Raw genomic sequence first — 17,871 nt, forward strand, 5'->3', positions numbered from 1 at the left:
CGACATCCTCCAGACGGTTGAAGCGGGGGGTACGACCGGTCAGGCGTGACGATGGGCCGCCTTCGGCACGTGATGCGGGGCCGGAATGCACGACTTCGCGGCCGACGACGACTTGTTCGCGGCGAAGTCGAGCAAGACCTGGGCACAACGATCCCAGTTATACGTCCGGTCGAGCGGGCCTTGCGGGATCTCCACTGGGCCAGCCGCTTTGAACTCGAGCCAGGCCTGATCGAGCGTCGCCGGGTCGCACGGGTCGAAGAAGTGGACCCCGGGACCGGTGAACTCTCTCAGCGAGCTGTTCCCGCTGGTGAGCACCGACGTCCCATGCTTCAGGGCGTCGAGTACCGGGAAGCCGAACCCCTCGTACAGAGACGGATAGATCGTCCAGCCCGCCTGCTGATACAGCTTGCAGAGCTGCGCGTCTGAGACATATCCCAGAAACTTGACCTTGCGCCCGGCGATCTGTTCAAGCTGCGTCAGCTCGTCGTGGCTGAGCATCCAGCCGAGACCGCCGACCCACCAGAGTTCGACGTCGCGAGGGAGGACCGAGGTCTCGCGGAACCAGTTCAGCAAGAAACGTGTGTTCTTGCGGGGCTCGAGCGTGGAGACCGCCAGGCCGATTCGCTCGGATCGCTTGATCGGTTTCTTGTGGAGATGCGAGCCCACGCACATGCTCGGGCCGGGGTAAGCCGTGACGACGCGTTCGGGCTCGACCGAGCTGAGCCAGGCGGCGTCGGCCTTCGTCGAGTGCGAGTCGGCCATCACCAGGTCCGACAGCGGGAGCGCGTCGGCGAAATAGGTCCGGAAAGCGATCCGCGTCAACTCGGTGCAGGTGTCCGGCACGATCAAGGGGGCGAAGTCGTGGAGGACGCTGACCTCGCGATCGAAGATTTTCCAGTCGGGCCTGTGTGCGCAAAAGAGGCCGATGGAATCCTTCGGCGGGGTTGCCAGCGGGCGCCGCGGGGCCTCGCGGACGATCCTCGTCCAGTCGTTCAGGTCCTGGTCGTGCGACCAGGTCAGGTCGGGGCCGGGAATCACCTGCTCGCCGGTGGCGAAGATGAAGAACCGGACGGGCCATCGCTGGCCCAGGGCCATGGCGAGCCTCGCGGTGTAGCGGGCAATGCCGGTGACCTGGGTGGCCTCGAAGACCGAGGCCTCGATGTAAATTGGAGGGCCGGTAGCGACCCCTTCAGGCTGGGCGAAGGCCAACGCACGTCCTCCCGTCACGGATCATGTTCGAGCGGAGAGTCCCGGATCGCATCGGAACACGATGGTTCGGGCCAGGCGCCCCGGGTCGCGGACGGCGTCGGCCGTCGACCCGGAACCTGGCGAGCGGGCCCCCGCGAGGGGGGCCCATGCCGGATCAACGGCCGGCGGAATGGGCCTTGTCGGCCTTGGCCCGCAGGGGATTCCAACGCAGGAACCAGGGGCGACGCGGGGCCGACGCCTGGGCGACGTCGATACGCACGGCGGCGGACTTCACCCGGTCGTCGCCGTCGGTCAGCATCGCCTGGACCCCCTGTTTGACGCGCGGATCCTCGAGGACCGAGGCATCCGCCGTCTGCAAGGCGCGGGCGATGTAGTACCGGTCATCCGGGTTGGGTGCGTGGCACGAGGCCACGACACGGACCAGGATCTCTTCGGGCGTCATGGCCTCGGTCACGCGGAACTGGCCGAGGTTCGCGGGCAGTTGCTTGACCGCCAGGTAGTCGACCACCGTCGAGGGCTGGAGGTCGCCGACCTTGACCGGCGAGAGGCGGTCGCCTTCCACCAGGTAGTTCTTGTATCCGAATGACTCGAGCTTCGCCTTGAGCGAGTCGGGCACCAGGCCGTAGAAGTCCAGGGTATGCCCGTTGGACTCGACGAGGATGGGCGGGGCGTCGGCGCGAGAGAGCAGCGATCTCAGCCCTTCGAGGCCGGCGACCTCGGACCCCTCGATGTCCATCTTGATGAAGTCGACCTTGTCCCAGCCTTGCTCGGCAAGCAGGTCGTCGATGGGCAGCGCGGGGACGGTGATCCGCGGGAAGTTGGTCAGCGGGGTGGCGACGTGGCCGTAGGGGCCGTACGAGCAGAACTCCAAGGAGCCCAGCTTGTCGCTGACCGCGGCGTTGACCAGCCTCATGTTCGTGAAGTTGTTTCGCTCGATGCTCGCCTGCAGGACCGAGGCGTTCGTCGGCGAGGCCTCGACGGCCAAAACCTCGTAGCCGTTGGCGGCTGTCGCGAGGGCGAACGTGCCGATGTGAGCGCCGAGGTCGAGGACCCGCCCACCCTTCGGCAGGATCGTCTCAAGGAGCTGGAACAGCGGCATGTACGTGGGCGGATAGACGCCCGCGTCCAGGTGATGGCTGATCCAGTCCGGCGCATCGACATCGGTCACAATCGAAAATGTGATCGAGTCGTTGAACCGCACTCCGTCGCGAATCTTGCTGCGCGAAGGGTCAACCGGGGGAGCCTGATACCGCCGGGGCGCCGATCCGTCCATGGATCTCTCTCCTCGAGTCCGAGAGCGAAAATTGCTCGTCACATGCCCTATCGGGCGTATTTCGGCATCGTCTTAACCTTTCGATCCAAATCTCACAACCCGAGTCCCATTGACAACCGGCAGAATCCACCGCTCGATCAACGCAAGATCCCGATCGTTTCGTGCGGATTCGGGTCATCAACCAGTCGGCCCAGCCGTTCCCAGACTCGGGTTGAGCCGTCGACCCCGATCGCTGGGATGGACAGCTCGTCGAACTTGCTGCGGAGCTGGTCGTCTGTCAGCGGGTTCTTGTCGTGACCCGGCGGGAACGACACCTCTTCGCTGAGGGTCGTCCCGTCGTCGAGCCTGACGGTGACCCGGTTGGGGATGCCCGCCGGATAGCCGCGAGTTAGGTCCGGATCTTCGACGACGCTCGTGCGAGCGATCAGAGCGAGTAGGGCGGGGTCGTTCAGTCTCTCGGAGTTGAACTGTCTCGCTGTGATCTCTCCGTCGACGAGGGCCACGGCCGTGCAATAGGGCAGGCTGTGGTCGGCCGTCTCGCGGGTCTGCGGCCGCCACTTCTCGGGATCCTTGCCGATGATCTCGACGGCCACCTTGAACGTGGCGATTTCGATGGACCTGACGCGCCACGGATCGCCGATCCGTTCACGCAGCTTGAAGGCGGCGGCGATGGCCGATTGGCTGTGGTATTCGGCCGGGACGAACTTGATCGACGTCTTCGGCAGCATCCAGTCGGCCGCCGAGGGCCCGCCGAGCTTGTCGAGATGAAAGGGCCCTGAGACCTGTTCGAAGAAGCCCATCTCGCCCTCGAACAGTGGGGCCGGGCCGGTCATCCCTTCCGCGGCAAGCTGCGCGGCGAAGATCGCGTTGCGGGACTCGTGAGCGAATGCGCATCCCTTCCACATCGAGAGCTCGCCGGCCCGCGTCAGCCGCAAGGCAGTCCCGGTCGTCCCGGCGATTCCCAGCGCGTGCACCGACTGGGCGTGAGAGAGTTTCCACAGACGCGAGACCGCCAGAGTCGAAGAGAGGCCACCGTAGGTGACGTGGTCCCAGCCGCGTGCGCGAATACTGGCGGCGTCGCAGAGTCGGCACTGCACCTCGTAGGCCACGGCCGCGGCGGCGATCCAGTCCTTGCCGTTCGCCTTCGCAAGCTCTCCGGCGGCCATGATGGCAGCCCAGTTGTCGCTGGGGTGCGCCGGCTCCAGGGAAAGGTAGGTGTCATTGCAGTCGAGGTAGCGGATGTGCACGCCGTTGGCGAACGCCGCCCAGTCGGCGCTGCTCCGGCCGCCGCCGATCAAGGAGGTTCCCGGCGAGCCCGCGACGGCCAGCGCGGCGGCCCTGGCGATCCCGGGGGCGGGCTCGGCCATCGCCCCCGCGGCGCACGCGAATGTGTCCTGGAGCCGGCGACGGGCCTCGACGATCACCTCGTCCGGCAGTTCTTCGAAGCGGGTCGACAACGCGAAGTCGACGAGCCGATCGGCTAGGTCATTGGCCATCGTCGTGATCTTCCCGGGGCCTGCGTCGTGCCCGGAATCGAAACGGCCGGGCCGCTTCCATTGGGGACGATGGCGGGGCCGGAGTCAATCACGCTGGGGGATTTTCGCGGCGGCGCTCTGCCGGTTCGGCGTGAGGCCGATGTGCTCCAGCAAGATCCGGTGCACTTCGCCGATCGCGATCGGGTCCTTCTGAACGCCGTGATCGGACCGGACCACCAGCTCTGACTCGACGCCGTCGATGTGGGCGCTGGTGTAGGGGACGACGCCGTCGGTGGTGACGTCCTTGGGCCTCGGGCGATTCGAGCCGATGATCGAGTGGAACGTCACTTTCGGCCCCGGCTTCATCTTCAGCAGAGCCGGCAGGACCTCGGCGTGCGGCGAGAGGGTCTCGATGCTCGTCGGCATCCGCTGGAAATTCTTGCGCTCGAACGCGTCGGGGTTGTCCTTGCTCAGCCTGGCGAGCAGTGTCGAGATGTGGTCGGGGTCTGAGATAAGGCTCGTGCTGAGCCGCCCGACCATCCCCGCGGCGATATCCGAGCCCCGATGCGGCGTCGCCAGGAAGACGACCCGGCGCACGAACGGCAGGGGCTTGAAGAAGAGATATCGCTTCAGTTCGGCCCGTACTTCCGGCGGCCCGAAGATGTCGTCGAACGCTCGGTCGGTGTTCAGTCGCCAGAAGAGGTCGCCGCTATCGACCACCATGGAATGGCTGAGCAGACCCCCCATGCTGTGCCCCAGCAGCACCATCTTGCCGAACGCCGCGTCGGTGCCACCTCGGTTGAACGTGACCTCGGCGCCCTGGAGCGCCTCGCGGAGGCTGGCCATCGCAATCGGCATGGGCAGGCCGGTCGGATAGACGTAGAGCATGAACTGGAACCGTTCATTGACGCGCGGATCGCGCAGCAACTCGTTGATCATCGGAATCCAGGCCAGCGGGCTCGACGCCAGGCCGTGCACCATCACCACCGGGATCTTGCCGGTCTCGTAGGGACGCAGCAGCATCAGGCCGGTCCGTCCCAACGCCTCGCCCGGCTTCAGCAGCCCGGTCCAGCGGAACTTGGCCAGGTCGGTTCGCGACCACATGTACGCCAGCGGCGTGGTCAGGTCGCTCTCGACGACGAGCTTGGACGACTCGATGCCGAAGGTCCGGTAGACCAGGGGGTCGACCAGCTTGAGGGTGCACTCCCGCAGCTGCTCAACCTCCGACTCGTCGGTGTCCTTCAGGCGTGAGTTGGGCTGGATGATGGCCGTCAGTGGGAAGGCCATCTCGGGCGGGTAGAATTGCTCGTGCTCACGCGCCGCGGGGTCCGACTTACGGACGCCGATCAAAGGGACGCCCACGCCGTAGAGGAACGCCTTGGACGGTAGCCCCTCGACCTCGAAGTCGCTGGCGAGCAGCAGTTCGTTGAGGTCGGCCTTCGTCCAGGGGGAGGTCTCCAGGACGACCTTGATGGTCTGCTCCTTGCCGTTCACCTTCAGCTTCACGTCTTCATTCGGCGAGATCTTGCCGCTCGACTTGGCGGCGCGGATCAGGCGATCGAGCCCCGCATTGTAGAAGTCGCAGGCCATCCGATACCGCGGGTCCGACGGAGAACGCCCGTCGGCCATGTCGGGATCGAACAGGAAGTCGTAAGCATACGCGACCGTGTCGAGGTAGCGATCCAGGGCCCCCGGCTTGCGCTTGCGGTCGAGCTTGCGTCCTTCGACCCACGACAGCTCCGCAAGCGCGAAGACAAGGTCGGGGTCGGTCTGCAAGCGTGCACGCCGCTCCAGGCGCGAGATCGCGCCGTCGGGGCTGGTTTTGTACATCCCCTCGAGGTCGAACCGCTTGAGGGTCTCGACCGTGCGTTCGCCGGGGCGGTCCATCGCGGCGATCGTCCGCTGCCACGAGGCGTGGACCCGGTCCCCCTTGCTGGGGGTCACCGTGATGGTGTCGGCCCAGCCGATCAGGGACAGCGTCAGGGCGAGGGAAGCCAGGGACATGGGCGGGTCACTCCATCGACCCGGGCCCGACGCGGAGAGGGGTCGCGCGCCGGACTCGTCGCCTTCGGACACCTGTCACGACCGGCCCGTCCCGGACCGATCGGCTCTCTTCTACTGCGACCTCAGCCGAGCTTGCCCGTCTTAGGCACCAGGCAGATGGCTCTTGTAGTAGTCGATGACCTCGGCGATAGGCCCGTCGGCCATCACCCGGCCCTTCTCCATGCAGATCCCGCGGACGCAGAGACGCTTGAGCGTGTCCAGGTCGTGCGAGACGATGACGACGACGTTCGATCGGTCGAGCAGCCCGGCGATCCGGTCCTTGGCCTTCTGCGCGAAGGTCGCGTCGCCAGTGCCCAGAGACTCGTCGATCAGGAGGATGTCCGGGTCGATCTCCGTGGCAATCGCGAAGGCGAGACGCATGTACATGCCGGTTGAATAATACTTCAACGGCAGGTTTGCGAACTCCTCCAGGCCCGTGAACTCGATGATCCCGGCGACCTTCTGCTCCATGATCTTGCGCGAGTAACCCAGCATCGCGCCGTTGAGCAGGATGTTCTCCGTGCCCGACAGCTCGGGGTTGAACCCCGCGCCCATCTCGATCAGCGGGGCCACCGACCCGCTCACGTTGAGCTGGCCGCTGGTCGGCGGATAGATCCGCGCCATCAGCCTCAGCAGCGTGCTCTTGCCGGCCCCGTTATGGCCGATGATGCCCACGCGCTCGCCGCGGCCAATCCGCAGATTGACGTTGCTGAGCGCCCAGAATCCGGAGATCGCCTCGGGCGTGTCGCGGCGCAGGATCAGGTCGAGCGCCGCTCGCTTCAGCGAATATTGCTTGTCGTGGTAGCTGACGAATTTCAGCGAGACGTCCCGGAGCTCGACGACGGACTCGGCCGACTTCGACGCCCGGGCGTGCTCAGAGTCGGAAGACCATCTTGTCTTCGTTGCACTTGAATGCGGCATAGCCGATCCCCAGGCTCCCCGTCGCGATGGCGGCGGCAATCAGCAGCAGCGACCCCTGCGGCCACTGTCCGTCCGAGATGATCCCTTGAAACAGGCGGATGAACGGGAACGCGGGGTTGATCCAGAATTTCCAGGCCTGCCCCGCACCCATCGTCCGCTCGTCATAAATGATCGGCGTGGCGAAGTACCACGCCTGCAGCACCACGCTCACCAGGTGGCCGCAGTCGCGGTAGAACGTGTTCATCGTCGCGACGATCAATCCCAATCCCAGCGTGAAGGCCGCCCAGAGCAGGACCACCAAGGGAAGCATCAGCATCGGCAGGTGAAACTGCGCCCCCATCGGCTTCAGCATCAGGAACAGGGCGACCATCGACAGCACGAATGTCGTCAGGCTGATCAGCACACGCGTCAGCGGGAAAATCAGTTTGGGAAGGTAGATTTTGCGGATCAAGGATTCATTGACGATGATGCACAACGAGCACTCGGACAGGCTTGCCGACAGGAACATCCACGGGACCATCCCCGAGAAGAGATAGATCGCGTAGCTCCACATCGACTTTTCCGACATCATCTGGCCGAAGACCAGCGTCAGCGTCGTCATCATCAGGATCGGGTTGAGCAGGGTCCAGAAGAACCCCAGCACCGACCGCTGATAGCGGATCTTCAGGTCCTGCGACACCATGTTCTGCACGACCGGCCAGAACCGGGTCAGCTCACGGCGATCCTTGGCGATCGTCACGAGCCAGCGCAGGTGTCCCTTCGACGCCGGCGGCGAAGGGAAAAACTCGGTATGCGGAACGGTGGCGGCCGTGCGGCTGTTCATCGTTCGGGCTCGTCCCTGATATTCGCCGCGATTCCATTCGCGGGCGGGTCGTCATGACCCGGCCAACGGCGGCATCCTATGCCAGGTCCGCCGTGGGCGGAAGACCAAACGCGGGGGGCTTCGGCCACCCCGCCCAACGATGGTTTTCGGGCTCAGTCGCTCTCGGGGTGACGATCAAGCGAACGCACCGCGACCCGGCCAGCCATCCTGACCTTCTGGTCGGTCGAAAGCTTCTTGAGGTACGAGCCCTTCAACGCGGACAGCCAGCGGATCTCTCGACCGTCGTAGCTGATCTTCACGTGAGTCAACACAGGGGCGGGTGTGGCAAGCGCCCGACCGATTCCGGGGCCGACCTCGGCATTGGAGAAGATCGGGTTGTAGGCCAGGCCCATCGCCGCGGCGAAGGCGGCGTAGTCGATGTGAGCCAGCTCGGTGGCCGTCGTCCTGCGATAGACCGGCTCCTGGAGCATCTGCATGTAGTGGTATGCGCCGTCTTCCAGCACGAAGAACTTGACCGGCAGACCGGCCCGCGCGGCGGTCGACATCTCCATGCCCGACATCAAGAAACAGCCGTCGCCCGTCACGCAGACGACCCGGCTGCCGGGGCTGACCCGCTGCGCCGCGATCGACGCGGGGATTGCCCAGCCCATGCTCTGGTTGTTGGCGGGCGCGAAGTAACGGCGGGGGCCGGGAAGCTCGATCGCCTCGCTGGCCCAGTGCGTCGAGGCCGTCACGTCGACGAAGAATAGCTCGTCGGGCCCGAGCGCATCACGCAGGCTCGAAAGCAGATACATCGGGTCGACGCACGGGTCGATCTGCGGCTGGCGGTAGTTGCAGCGGTCGACCGTCCGCGCCGCTTTGATCTTCTGCCAGAGCGGCGGGCAAGCGGGCCTGGCAACCGAGGCCCCATCGGCCAGCAGCCGGTCCAGGAACAGGGGGGCATCGGCGTTCACCGCGACGTTCGCCGGGAAGTTCCGGTTCAGGTTGTGCGGGTTGGCGTCCACGTGGATGAGCGGCTTGATCGGCAGCGAGTAGTTGGCCGTCGAGACCTCGCTGAACCGCACGCCGACCGCCAGGACCAGATCAACATCCTTGAAGGCCGCCTCGGCCGCCGGCGTACCCTGCTTGCCGTAACCCCATCCCACGGCCAGCCGATGATGGTCGGCGATGACCCCCTTGCCGCTGACCGAGGTCGCCACGGGGGCCTGGAGAAGCTCCGCAACCGCATCCAACCTGGTCCCGGCGTTCACGCAACCCTGGCCGGCATAGATCCCGACCCGACGTCGCTTGTCGCCGAGCATCGCCAGGGCGCCGCGGTAGGCGGCTTCGTCGAAGCAGAGCGGGGCGGGGGGGGGCGGGGCGAAGTCGAAGTCCCACGACTGTGTGAGGAATGGGTAGGGGATCACGACCGCCGTCGGGCCCGGCTCGCCGGCCCTGGCCAGGCGGAATGCCTGAGAGATGGCTCCCGGGATCTCGGAGACGTGGTGGACCTCGAACACACCCTTGGTGATCGGCCGGAGCAGGGCGGTGTTGCTCAGCGAATGGACCTGGCCGACCGGCGCACCCGGTCGACGGTCGACATCGGTGACCAGCGCCACGATCGGCACGCTGTCGAGCAGGGCTTCGCCGATGCCCGTCATCGCGTTGGTCAGGCCGGGGCCGGGCACGACGCTGAAAACGCCGACCTCGCCGGTCACGCGGGCCGCGGAGTCGGCCATCACGCTCGACGAAGCCTCATTGGTCACGAGCAGATAGGGCAGGCCATAGGTCTTCATCGCGTCCCAGAACTCGTTCGTCTGGGCACCCGGGACGCCGAAGACGCAACGCACGCGCTCGCAGCAGAGCGCCGCAACCGAAGCCTGGGCCCCGTTCATCTTACCGCGGACGCAACCGTTCTGGACGGCCGCGTGGACATGATCGGCCTGCGCCGGCGTCGTCGAGGACGCGACCGCGGCCACGGCCCCGGCCGTGCCAATCACTCCCAGCATCTCGCGTCGATTCAGCGGCAGAGCTTCCACGGGCATCCCCTCCCTAGTTTGCCCCGGTCGACCGGCGACCGACGAATCCATCCGGCTTCCTATCGTCCTCGAGGCGTCGTCGACTGTCCCGGATGAATCGGGTATTGATCGACTCTCCCCGCCTTTCGCTCGTATCGCAGCGATTGCGGCGGTTGTGCGGCCAGGGCGAGTCGAGGACGAGCCCCCGTCGGCGGAATTGATCCCGTTCATCCGGCCACGGGTGGGTCGAGTCGATCGTATTTCCTCGGTCGGGTCAGGGGCTCCAGAGAGCACCTCCCGCCGACCGATCGTCGTCGGTCAACTGGATTTACGAGGCTTTCGGGTCCAAACCCTTGTCCATTTCGGGGCGGCAGGTCATGATAAGGGGCGAATTGACGACAATGTTGTACGCAGCGTGTAGGCCCGAACGAGCCGGGCCGAGGCGTAGCGTCGACCCTTTTTCGACTCGCCCCGCCGCCGGGAAGGATGATTCGGAATGCCCCCTGCCGCCCTGGTCGACCCCGAGACGATCGACACCTCGCGTGTCCTGGTCGACCTGGATGGACTCCGCAAGGCCAACACCCAGCGCTTCGAGATGGAGCAGCTCACCGCGATCGTCCGCATCGATGACGAGCAGAAGCTCATCATCGGCTACAAGGACGTCTCGCCGGACGAGTTCTGGGTCCGCGGCCACATGCCCGACTACCCATTGATGCCGGGTGTGCTGATGTGCGAGGCCGCCGCCCAGATTTGCAGCTACTACTGCGACCACATCAAGCTGGTTGAAGATGGCTTCGTTGGCTTCGGTGGGATGGAAGACGTCCGGTTCCGTGGCCAGGTCAGGCCCGGCGACCGCCTGGTGATCATCGCCAAGGCTCTCCGGCTCAACAGACGCCGGACCATCTTCGAGACCCAGGGGTTCGTCGGCACGAACATGGTCTACCACGGCCAGATCATCGGCGTGCTTCTCACGCCCGCTCCTGCGGATCAATCCTAGAGTGAACCCCCCATCTCAGATGCCAGGCGACCAGCGACCGGGTCGGACGATGCCTTTGCCCAAAAGCTCAGTCGACACGTCGCGGACCATCCTTGAACCGCCGGCACTCTCGGGCCACATGGATTGGGCCTCCCTCTTCGGCAATGAGAACCCCGTCGAACTCGAGGTTGGATCGGGGAAAGGGCTCTTCCTGGCGAACGCCGGGACCAGCCGCCCAGGTCATAACTTCTTCGGGGTCGAGATTGCCAAGAAGTACGCCTATGAGGCGGCCGTCCGGCTGGCCAAGGCCAAGCTCGACAATGCCAAATTGCTGGCCGGCGATGCTCGCCAGTTCATGGCCCTGCACGTCAGGCCGCAGAGTCTCCACGCCGTCCACATCTACTTCCCCGACCCTTGGTGGAAGGCCCGCCACAAGAAGCGCAGGGTCTTCTGCGAGGGGTTCGTCGTCGACACAGAGCGGCTGCTGATGCCCTTGGGGCACCTGCACGTCGCCACCGACGTCGAGGAATACTACGGCGTCATCCGCGAGTTGATGGACGCCCACCCTCGGTTCACCGAGCTGCCCAGGCCCGAGCCCAACACGCCCGAGCACGAGCTGGACTACCTGACCAACTTCGAACGCAAGTACCGCATCGAGGGCCGGCCCATTCACCGGGCCCTCTATCGATTCGAGGGATGAGCCCGACCATTGAAGGTCAGGTCGTCAGACGTTCGTAGGCCCGGGAGCCGCCGGCGCCATTGGTGTGGTACGACTCGAGCGAGTCGATCTCGTACAGCCTCTGGCCGATCTCCGTCGGATACGTCCCCGTGACGCACGCACGGCAGAGGCGGTCGGGGGCGAGGCCGATCGATCGGGCAATCGCCGAGACTGGCAAATACCGCAGGCTATCTGCGCCAAGTTCCTTGGCCATGGCCTGTTGCGCCTCTTCCGAGACGCTACCGTCGGGCATGTCGGCGTACTTGGGCGCGAACAGCTCGTCCCGCCTCGACATGTCGATGCCGTAGTAACACGGCGCGAGGATCGGCGGGCAGGCGATCCGTAGGTGGATCTCGCGGGCGCCGCCGCGGTCGCGGATCTCGTGGACCAGGGCCCGCATCGTCGTCGACCGGACGATGCTGTCCTCGACGAGCAAGACTCGCTTGCCCGCGAGCACCTCGGGCAGCGGGGTGTATTTCAGGCGTGCCTTGGCGGCGCGGTCGGCGGTCCCTTCGATGAAGGTCCGGCCGACATAGCGGTTACGCATCAGGCCCTCGACCGAGGGCAGGCCGAGCGAGTAGGCCAGCGAGTCGGCCGCGGCCTTGGCCGTGTCTGGAACGGGCACGACGATCGTGTCAGCGTCGAGCGGCACGTCTTCTAGGGCGGCCAGTTCCTTGCCAAGCGCGGCCCGACTCAGGTAGACCGAGCGGTCGTCCATCGTGCTGGCGACGTTGGCGAAGTAGATCCACTCGAAGAAGCAGTGGGCCTTCTTGGGAGACTCAGCGAACCGCTCGATCCGGACGCCATCGCGATTGGCGATGGCCAGCGTCCCAGGCTCGAGCGAGCGGATGCCCCGGAACCCCAGGTTGGCGAGCGGGACACTCTCGCTGGCGGCGGCGAAGAGCGGGCCATCCTCGGCGATGCAGAGCGGCCGGAACCCCATCGGATCGCGGGCCACGACCAGGTCGCCGACGGCCGAGAGCAGGACGATGTTGTAGGCGCCGTCGAACCGCTTCGCGAGCCTGGAGAAGACCGCCCGCCAGTCGATGTCCATCCCCTCGGACTGGATCTCGTGGCTGAGCGTGTGCTGGATGATCTCGGTGTCGGTGTCTCGCTTGAGGTGGTAGTCGCCCGCGTCGAGCAATTCCTGTTTCAGCTCGTGATAGTTGGAAAGCTGGCCATTGAAGGCGAACGCGAACCAGCGGGCCTTGCGCCCGTGCTCGCGTTCGAAGGGTTGCGCCAGACTCCGATCGTCCCCGCCGCAGGTTGCGTAACGGACGTGTCCGATCGCTGCGTGCCCTTCCAGGCCACTCATGATCTCTTCGAACTGGGCCTTGCGATTGAGGCAGAAGGCCTCGGCCACGGTGCCGAGTTCCTTGTACGTCTTGAGCAAGGCATCGCGGCCCACATGGTAACTCGTCATGCCCGCGGCCAGCTGGCCCCGGTTTTGCATGTCGAGCAGCATTCGTGGGATCAATCGCGAGGCGCTATGGATGTCGCCGACGATCGGCACGAGGGGGGACGCGGGGCGTCCTCCGGCGTGGTAAACGGCTGCGACACCGCATTCGTGGTTCAGTTCATCGCCCATATCGGGTCCGGCCCCATAGGACATGGACCCGGGCGAGGGCGCCGAGTCATCGAAACCAGGCGGGACGTCGACGACGACATCCCAGTTCCACTAGGCCACCGCGAGACTACGATTATAATGTCGGCCTGACCTACCGACAACCTTCACGACCGCGGTCGACGAGCGACCGGATCGACAAACCAGCCTGGTAGAAGCCTTTAGGGGGCCCGGCAATTGGCCGAGATCCCGAGGCTTTTTCCGGACACACGGGCGACACCGACGGATCGGCACCGCCCCGGAGAGATCCATACGATGACCAGGGACCTGGTCCGCCACGATGTCGCATATTCGTCTCACACATGGGTCGTGAAGGTCGGGACCAGCGTCCTGACCGGCACCGACGGGCGACTCGACCCCGCGCGCATCGCCCAGCTCTCCGACGAGATCTGTGCCGTCACCGCCACCGGCCGCAAGGTCGCGCTCGTCAGCTCGGGCGCCGTCGGTGCCGGCATGGGGCGCCTCGGGCTGCGCAAGCGGCCTGATAACCTTCCCCAACTCCAGGCCGCCGCCGCCGTCGGTCAGGCCGACCTCATCCGCGCCTACGATGAGAATTTCCGCCGGCACGGTCGACAGGCCGCACAGCTGCTGCTGACCCACGAAGATTTCGACAACCGCCCGCGCTACCTCAACATGAGGAACACGCTGACGGCCCTCTTCGAGTTCGGCGCCATCCCCGTCATTAATGAGAACGACACGATCAGCGTCGACGAGATCAAATTTGGCGACAATGACCGGCTCGCCGCCATGGTCACCAACCTGATCCAGGCCCCCTTGCTCGTCATCCTCAGCGTGGTCGATGGCCTCTGCAAGGTCGACCCCGGCTCCGGCGGCATCGGCGACGTGATCCCGCTCATCATGAATCTCGACGACATGACCCTCGGGTTCGCCGGCACCAGCACAAGTGCGCTCGGCACGGGCGGGATGCGTAGCAAGCTCCAGTCGGCCCGGCTCGTCACCAGGGCGGGGGGCTCCGTCATCATCGCGTCGGGCAAGAAAGACAAGCCCCTCACGCGCATCCTTAACGGAGAGCCAGCCGGGACGCTCTTTCTGGCGCAGGGACGCACCGAGGCCGCTCGAAAGCGCTGGATCGGCCTGACCGTGCGGCCCCGCGGGCACATCGTCGTCGATCCAGGCGCGCGCAAAGCCCTGGAGACGGGCACGAACAGCCTGCTCGCGATCGGCGTCGTCGATGTGGTCGGTGAGTTCGAGAAGGGCGACGTCGTGTCGATCCTCGACGTCGAGGGCCACGAGTTCGCCCGTGGCCTGACCAACTTCGCCACCGCCGACGCCATGGCTGTGCGCGGGCTGCACACCAAGCAGGCCCGCAAAGCCCTGGGCGCCGCAGGCTACGACGAGGTCATCCACAAGGACAACCTCGTCATCTTCCACTGAGCCAAGGTCCCCCCGATCAGGGGAGCTTCAAGCCGTCGAACTCGAACGGGATCTCGGCCGAGCTGCGGATCATTCCGTAGTAGCGGAGCCGAGAGGGCGTGGCCTGGTTCGTCCCTCGCGACGGCACAGTCAACGTGATCCGGGTCCCGTCGCCGTCGCCCTGCATGCCCGAAGGGAACCAGGCCAGCACGTCGCCCTTGTCGTCGAGCACCTCGAGCTGCTGGGGATTCTGCACGTCCATCCTGACGTCCTGTCCGGGCTCGTTGGCTCCGGATATCGTGCGCGTCAGGGTCACCTCGATCGTGGTCGTGGACATTTCGGGGTGGACCTTCACTTCGTGCAGCACCACGGTCGCATCCTCCCCGCGCACGCTTCTGCCCATCGCCCCCACCAGCGAGACCTCGAGCGCATCCGGCTTCCTCGTCGAGAGCATCACCGGCACCGATCCTCGGAGCTTTTTCATCCGAACCCCCGGCGACTTCGGCCGGGTCATCGGGATCTGGAGCTGGATCATAGGGGTCAGGGTGGTGCCGAAGACGTTGGGCATTTGCATCACCGGCAGCTTCACGTCGCCCGGCTTCCACGACTGTCCCTTATCGTCGGTCGCCTCGATCAGCTTCGCGGCGCCGGCCTGGAGCATCGACATCCGCGGCTCGGCGATCACTTGCAGCGTCGCCTGGCACTGCTCTCGGATCGTCACCCCGGCCACCCCGCCGACATCCTGCAACCGCAGGCCGCCCGGCGGGGTCATCGAGCCGCCCGCATGGCCGAACGAGACATCACGCCGGAACGTCAGGCCCGTCAGCATGACCCGGAACGGCCCCTGGTCCGACACCAGCCCCGGGGGCCGGAAGCTGCCGTCGCCGTCCAGGACGATCATCGAAGGTTCCCGACGCCCCGCAGCCGGCTGGAAGTTGGCCGTCGACTTCGCCTTACCCGCCTCGCAGACCCGATCCAGGGCCTTCCAGAAGGTGAGGGGCTCCGCCGACTCGATCCGCAATGGTCGCCTGGCCCAGGTCGGGTCCGACCCCGCCGAGACGTGGATGTTCAGGCCCTCGCGCTCATTCCAGTCCTTCAGGATCGCCTCGATCGTCGGCTGCTTGCCGTCGAGGCGGATTTCCGTCGCCTGGGTAAGCTGGGCGCTCTCGATCTTCTCGTAAAGGGCCAACACCCGCGAGCGGATCTCCGCGTCAGGGTCGTCGCGTGCGAGCCGCAATGCGGTCAGCGCCGACTTCCCCAGCCGCTCGATGGCCGCGGCGGCGTCCTCGCGGTCGCGGAACCGGGCAGACCCCAGCCTGGCCACGAGCGCATCGGGGTCCGAGTCGGCCGGGCTGAGCAGACCCAGGACCGCCGCCATCAGGAACGTCGTCACCATCGGCGTACTCCGTCGGTCGGCCGTCAGATTCCCTCGATCGTGGGCCCGCGACGCACCGGGTATCATAGTCGAAGCCCGACTCGCCGTCATGGACCCGGGCCCTTGAATCGCATGGATCTCGGAGACAGGTCGATGCCCGCGCCGATCCAACAGCCCTCGCGGTCACCCCTCGAAGGGTTCGAGGCCTTGAAGGCGGCCCTTTCCGCGTGGGAGCCCGCGCTCGACCTGGACGTCCTCCGCGGATGCCCTCGACTTTACGAGCCCGACGGGACGCTGCACGCCGTCTGCCTCTCGGAGGCCGCGACGTTCGTCACCGATCGCCGCGAGGTCGAAGTCCGCCGGGGCGACCTGATCGTGCTGCCCAGGTCCGTCGGCGTCGACGTCCTCCCCTCGATCGACGCGATCACCGTGCGCCACGACGGCCCCCAGCCGTTCCACTTCCGCGAGCGGTTCATCCAGGTCTGGACCTTCGAGCACCTCGCCGCACCCGCACGCTCCCCGGATCAGCCCCGCCATACGCTCCTGGAAACGTCCGGGCTGCTGCACCGGCTAGGATACGCAATCCTGGACGCCGTCGGCGGCGAAACGATCTCGATCGAAGCCCGTGAGGCATGCCACATCCTGGTCGGCCTCGGCGGCGAGCTCCGGATCGAGATCCAGGGCGAGCCTTCGAGAATCCTCGCACTGGGAGAGGTCGCACTGGCCCCCCCATGGCTCTCCTATCGGGTCGACGGGACGGGGAGGTACGGCGAGCTGAGCATGATCTCGGAATTTGCCCACGAGGGCAGGGCCCTGGAACGACGCCGCGAGACTGGCCGGGTCAGCCCCGAGTTTGGCGTTCGTGCCGCCGAGGGCACCGAACCCGCAGCGGAAGATATTCGCGGCACCCCGCGGGCGTGAGTTATCATTGAGTCCGACGGCGGCGGATGGATCTGGGCGTGTCCCTCGCCGAGTGCAAGGGTGTCGTCGCCCCCGCCTCGCCCGACCTGACCCGCCCCATTGGAGGCGTTCGATGTCGCGTCCCGTACTGCGAATCTTCGGCACGCTCTTCTCGGCCGCCGGCCTGGCCGCGACCTCCGGCGTCGCCCTGGGCCAGGATCACACGGCTGACCCCTACAAACCTTACAACAACCAATACCAGTCGTTCGTCTATCCCTCGATCCCTTCGAACCTCGCCCTCCCCGGCCAGGCGCGGATCTATAGCGACTACCTCAACGGGGCGTTCAGCGAACGCGCCCGCGAGAGCGAACTGTTCCGCGACGAAGAGAACATCTTCGACCGCGGCACGGGCGGCACGTCGGGCACCCCCGGCTCGTACGTCGGCGTCCCCTACTACCGGGCCTTTCGCCAGCACGACAAGGCCTACGGCCGGTCCGTCTCTCCGAACCAAGGGGGCGATCGCCAGTTCCAGAGGGACCGCGAACAGCTCGCGCAGCGGCGGCAAGACGCGTCCCAGGAGAAAGACCCCAGGAAACGTGCCGAGCTCCTCAAAGTCATCGAGCGAGACGAGTTGAAGTCGTTCCGCAGCGGAAACGAAGGGCGCAGCGGCACCTTCTCAAACCAGGCCGACCTAGGTGAGGCGAGGGATCGCGACGCCCCGGGCCTCCGCGTCGAACGCAACACCGACCCCGCCCGCCGGACCTCACGCACCGCCCCCTCGGCCGCACGCCCCAAGACGCGCCGTCCACCCGTCGCGCCCCCCTTGATCGCCGCCCCGACGCCCGAGGCGTCTCGCCGCCCCGCGACGCAGGACCGCACCAAGGCCGCCCGCCGGACACAGGCCGGAACCGCCGCCGTCAAGCCGCCGGCCACCGCCGAGCCGACCCCCGAGCAAATCTTGGAGCGAAGCGAGCGGATGTCGCGCGAGACATCGCCCGCCATCCCTCCCCCCCCTCCGATCCCCTGATCGGCCGGGCGGGCATGGCCCACCTTCACATCGGTAGGATCAAGAGCCAATCGGGCTTACGTCGGGAGAGAACTCGCTCCCCCCTTGAGGTTTCGAAGCTCCTGAGTAAGATGAGTCGTGTCTGAAGTGAGCCGAC

Annotated in this window: 14 protein-coding genes; 5 read left to right on the forward strand and 9 right to left on the reverse strand. The window is 66.1% G+C overall.

The window, feature by feature from the left end; translation table 11 throughout:
- Positions 1-39 precede the first annotated feature (39 nt).
- From EP7_RS06755 to EP7_RS06785, 7 genes are all read right to left on the reverse strand, one after another.
- Positions 40-1,209, reverse strand: coding sequence for a glycosyltransferase family 4 protein (locus tag EP7_RS06755; RefSeq protein WP_463526987.1), 1,170 nt, complete (start codon positions 1,207-1,209; stop codon positions 40-42).
- Positions 1,210-1,363: 154 nt separating this feature from the next.
- Positions 1,364-2,482 carry an FkbM family methyltransferase gene (locus tag EP7_RS06760; RefSeq protein ID WP_463526989.1) on the reverse strand — a complete coding sequence of 373 codons (1,119 nt, stop codon included), beginning with the start codon at positions 2,480-2,482 and terminating at the stop codon, positions 1,364-1,366.
- A gap of 137 nt (positions 2,483-2,619) precedes the next feature.
- Positions 2,620-3,978: an MmgE/PrpD family protein gene (locus tag EP7_RS06765; RefSeq protein WP_463526991.1), complete on the reverse strand. Its 1,359-nt coding sequence runs from the start codon at positions 3,976-3,978 to the stop codon at positions 2,620-2,622.
- A gap of 84 nt (positions 3,979-4,062) precedes the next feature.
- A complete protein-coding gene (locus EP7_RS06770; RefSeq protein WP_463526993.1) occupies positions 4,063-5,961 on the reverse strand; it encodes an esterase/lipase family protein in 1,899 nt (632 codons plus the stop codon).
- Positions 5,962-6,102: 141 nt separating this feature from the next.
- Positions 6,103-6,921: an ABC transporter ATP-binding protein gene (locus EP7_RS06775; protein ID WP_463526995.1), complete on the reverse strand. Its 819-nt coding sequence runs from the start codon at positions 6,919-6,921 to the stop codon at positions 6,103-6,105.
- Complete coding sequence (locus tag EP7_RS06780; RefSeq protein WP_463526997.1) at positions 6,875-7,744, reverse strand: ABC transporter permease; 870 nt, start codon at positions 7,742-7,744, stop codon at positions 6,875-6,877. The genes EP7_RS06775 and EP7_RS06780 overlap by 47 nt, the downstream gene beginning before the upstream one ends.
- A 152-nt stretch (positions 7,745-7,896) precedes the next feature.
- The gene (locus tag EP7_RS06785; RefSeq protein WP_463526999.1) at positions 7,897-9,762 is read right to left on the reverse strand and encodes a thiamine pyrophosphate-binding protein; all 1,866 of its coding nucleotides are present in this window, start codon (positions 9,760-9,762) and stop codon (positions 7,897-7,899) included.
- Between the two features lie 475 nt (positions 9,763-10,237).
- Between EP7_RS06785 and EP7_RS06790 the strand changes: the two genes are divergently transcribed.
- Both EP7_RS06790 and trmB read left to right on the forward strand, forming a co-directional pair.
- Complete coding sequence (locus EP7_RS06790) at positions 10,238-10,738, forward strand: 3-hydroxyacyl-ACP dehydratase FabZ family protein (RefSeq protein ID WP_463527001.1); 501 nt, start codon at positions 10,238-10,240, stop codon at positions 10,736-10,738.
- 49 nt (positions 10,739-10,787) lie between these two features.
- Positions 10,788-11,417, forward strand: a complete 630-nt coding sequence (gene trmB / locus EP7_RS06795) for a tRNA (guanosine(46)-N7)-methyltransferase TrmB (RefSeq protein ID WP_463527003.1) — start codon at positions 10,788-10,790, stop codon at positions 11,415-11,417.
- A 16-nt stretch (positions 11,418-11,433) separates the two neighbouring features.
- Here the strand turns inward: trmB and EP7_RS06800 are convergent, their stop codons facing one another.
- A complete protein-coding gene (locus tag EP7_RS06800; RefSeq protein WP_463527005.1) occupies positions 11,434-13,023 on the reverse strand; it encodes an amidophosphoribosyltransferase in 1,590 nt (529 codons plus the stop codon).
- Between the two features lie 291 nt (positions 13,024-13,314).
- On the opposite strand from EP7_RS06800, the gene proB reads away from it, so the two are divergent.
- Complete coding sequence (gene proB / locus EP7_RS06805; RefSeq protein WP_463527007.1) at positions 13,315-14,454, forward strand: glutamate 5-kinase; 1,140 nt, start codon at positions 13,315-13,317, stop codon at positions 14,452-14,454.
- 16 nt (positions 14,455-14,470) lie between these two features.
- Here proB and EP7_RS06810 read toward each other — a convergent pair whose 3' ends face one another.
- Positions 14,471-15,829, reverse strand: a complete 1,359-nt coding sequence (locus EP7_RS06810) for a hypothetical protein (RefSeq protein WP_463527009.1) — start codon at positions 15,827-15,829, stop codon at positions 14,471-14,473.
- Between the two features lie 132 nt (positions 15,830-15,961).
- Between EP7_RS06810 and EP7_RS06815 the strand changes: the two genes are divergently transcribed.
- Both EP7_RS06815 and EP7_RS06820 read left to right on the forward strand, forming a co-directional pair.
- Complete coding sequence (locus EP7_RS06815) at positions 15,962-16,729, forward strand: hypothetical protein (RefSeq protein WP_463527011.1); 768 nt, start codon at positions 15,962-15,964, stop codon at positions 16,727-16,729.
- 112 nt (positions 16,730-16,841) lie between these two features.
- Complete coding sequence (locus EP7_RS06820) at positions 16,842-17,735, forward strand: hypothetical protein (protein WP_463527013.1); 894 nt, start codon at positions 16,842-16,844, stop codon at positions 17,733-17,735.
- Positions 17,736-17,871 lie beyond the last annotated feature (136 nt).

It is taken from the genome of Isosphaeraceae bacterium EP7 (genome assembly GCA_038400315.1).
Lineage (GTDB): Bacteria > Planctomycetota > Planctomycetia > Isosphaerales > Isosphaeraceae > EP7.

Coding starts and splice junctions, on each gene's coding strand:
- EP7_RS06760 (WP_463526989.1), bottom strand. CDS start 2,482: ATGGACGGATCGGCGCCCCGGCGGTATCAGGCTCCCCCGGTTGACCCT.
- EP7_RS06765 (WP_463526991.1), bottom strand. CDS start 3,978: ATGGCCAATGACCTAGCCGATCGGCTCGTCGACTTCGCGTTGTCGACC.
- EP7_RS06815 (WP_463527011.1), top strand. CDS start 15,962: ATGCCCGCGCCGATCCAACAGCCCTCGCGGTCACCCCTCGAAGGGTTC.
- EP7_RS06790 (WP_463527001.1), top strand. CDS start 10,238: ATGCCCCCTGCCGCCCTGGTCGACCCCGAGACGATCGACACCTCGCGT.
- EP7_RS06775 (WP_463526995.1), bottom strand. CDS start 6,921: ATGCCGCATTCAAGTGCAACGAAGACAAGATGGTCTTCCGACTCTGAG.
- trmB (WP_463527003.1), top strand. CDS start 10,788: ATGCCTTTGCCCAAAAGCTCAGTCGACACGTCGCGGACCATCCTTGAA.
- proB (WP_463527007.1), top strand. CDS start 13,315: ATGACCAGGGACCTGGTCCGCCACGATGTCGCATATTCGTCTCACACA.
- EP7_RS06800 (WP_463527005.1), bottom strand. CDS start 13,023: ATGGGCGATGAACTGAACCACGAATGCGGTGTCGCAGCCGTTTACCAC.
- EP7_RS06780 (WP_463526997.1), bottom strand. CDS start 7,744: ATGAACAGCCGCACGGCCGCCACCGTTCCGCATACCGAGTTTTTCCCT.
- EP7_RS06770 (WP_463526993.1), bottom strand. CDS start 5,961: ATGTCCCTGGCTTCCCTCGCCCTGACGCTGTCCCTGATCGGCTGGGCC.
- EP7_RS06810 (WP_463527009.1), bottom strand. CDS start 15,829: ATGGTGACGACGTTCCTGATGGCGGCGGTCCTGGGTCTGCTCAGCCCG.
- EP7_RS06820 (WP_463527013.1), top strand. CDS start 16,842: ATGTCGCGTCCCGTACTGCGAATCTTCGGCACGCTCTTCTCGGCCGCC.